1 protein-coding gene and 1 pseudogene are annotated in these 1,315 nt (G+C 64.0%); both read left to right on the top strand.

The genetic code is table 11. The features are described from left to right. Nucleotides 1-359 precede the first annotated feature (359 nt). Nucleotides 360-842: a nuclear transport factor 2 family protein gene (locus tag ACTWQR_RS55710; RefSeq protein ID WP_443235012.1), complete on the top strand. Its 483-nt coding sequence runs from the start codon at nucleotides 360-362 to the stop codon at nucleotides 840-842. Nucleotides 843-963: 121 nt separating this feature from the next. Beyond that, nucleotides 964-1,203, top strand: a pseudogene (locus ACTWQR_RS55705) (transposase); the annotation flags it as partial. Nucleotides 1,204-1,315: the final 112 nt, after the last annotated feature.

Raw genomic sequence — 1,315 nt, 5'->3', positions numbered from 1 at the left:
CCGGGATGATCCCGCCCGGTCGGCCGGGATCGAATGGGTGCGTGGAGGCTTCCCTCCGCAGGACCACAAACCGGGGGACCACGGCCTGGACATCCCCCACCCACCAGCCACGACAACCCGGCGAACAACGCCACAACCTCACCGGGACGGCAGTTCACGCGCCTTGACAACCCCGGCCCTCATGGGTGCACAGATGAGACCTGTGGAGGGTCCTGGCCGTTGCTGCGGAAGCGCACTTCTCGGATGAAGAGTGCTGACCTGTATCTGCATGTCCGCGTCCAGCGCGACGGCCGTGGGATCAGACGGGTGAGGTGCTGCTGGTCGAGACAGTCCGCAACACCGGCCCGCATCAGGCGATAATGATCGTTAGCTGCCTGTGCGTATTACTTGGGGGTCTTGTGAGTCTGAGTCCGCGTGAGGTGTTTCTCCGGCTTGTTCATGGGGTCGCCGACGGGAACTCAAGCGAGTTGCCTGACCTGTACGGCGAGGTTACCGATGTCCGGCATCCGATGGCGACGCCGGAGTCCGAGCCGTTGACGAGTCGGCGTGCGCTCCGGGAGCACTTCACGGTGCCGCCGGAAGTTCAGGAGTCCGTGCCGAAGAGGAGTGTCGTCGATGTCGTCGTCCACGAGACCGCCGATCCTGAAGTGATCGTCGCCGAGTTCGCCTACGAGTTCACGTTGCCGGACGACTCCAGGTCCAAGGTGCCCTGCGTCTTCGTCATGCGTGTGCGGGACGGTCAGATCATCGAGTCCCGCGACTACATCGACCCGATCCGTACGTACACGGCACGCGGGGACCTTGAACGCCTCCTCGCGGCGTTGCGCAAGGGCGTTTCCTAACCTCGCGCTTTCCGAGGCGGGCTGTCCATCCGGTGATCATGAACGTAGAAAGTGCCTCTGACCAGCGAGAATGAGGATAGCTGAGGTCCTTGTTCCCGCCACCTCCGGAGGCACTTTCCAGGTGAAGAAGCGTATCGGGTTCTATCCGCGTGTCCGCGCCGAGGGCGGTGGTCGCGGAGTGGTTTCGCAGACGGGTGCGGTGCTGCTGGTCGAGACGGCCCGCAAGACCGGTCTGGATGCGGCGATGTCGGCGGCGCTTGAGCCGTGGCGCAAGCCGCGGGCGGTGCACGATCCGGGAAAGATCCTGCTCGATGTGGCGCTTGCCGTCGCGCTGGGCGGGGACTGCCTAGTGTCCTGCGCCAGTAGTTGATCGTTAGTTGGTATGTGACTTCTACTGCTGGTGCGTCAGTTCCTCGTCGGGGCCCGAAACTGGAGCCATTGCTGCTGGCCTCTGAGGAGCGGGCGGAGTTGGA

This window comes from Streptomyces sp. 2A115 (assembly GCF_052245575.1).
Classification (GTDB): Bacteria; Actinomycetota; Actinomycetes; order Streptomycetales; family Streptomycetaceae; genus Streptomyces.
The sequence above is the reverse complement of the archived record's forward strand: the minus strand, read 5'-3'. Positions and strand labels throughout refer to the sequence as shown.

Coding starts and splice junctions, on each gene's coding strand:
- ACTWQR_RS55710 (WP_443235012.1), top strand. CDS start 360: ATGATCGTTAGCTGCCTGTGCGTATTACTTGGGGGTCTTGTGAGTCTG.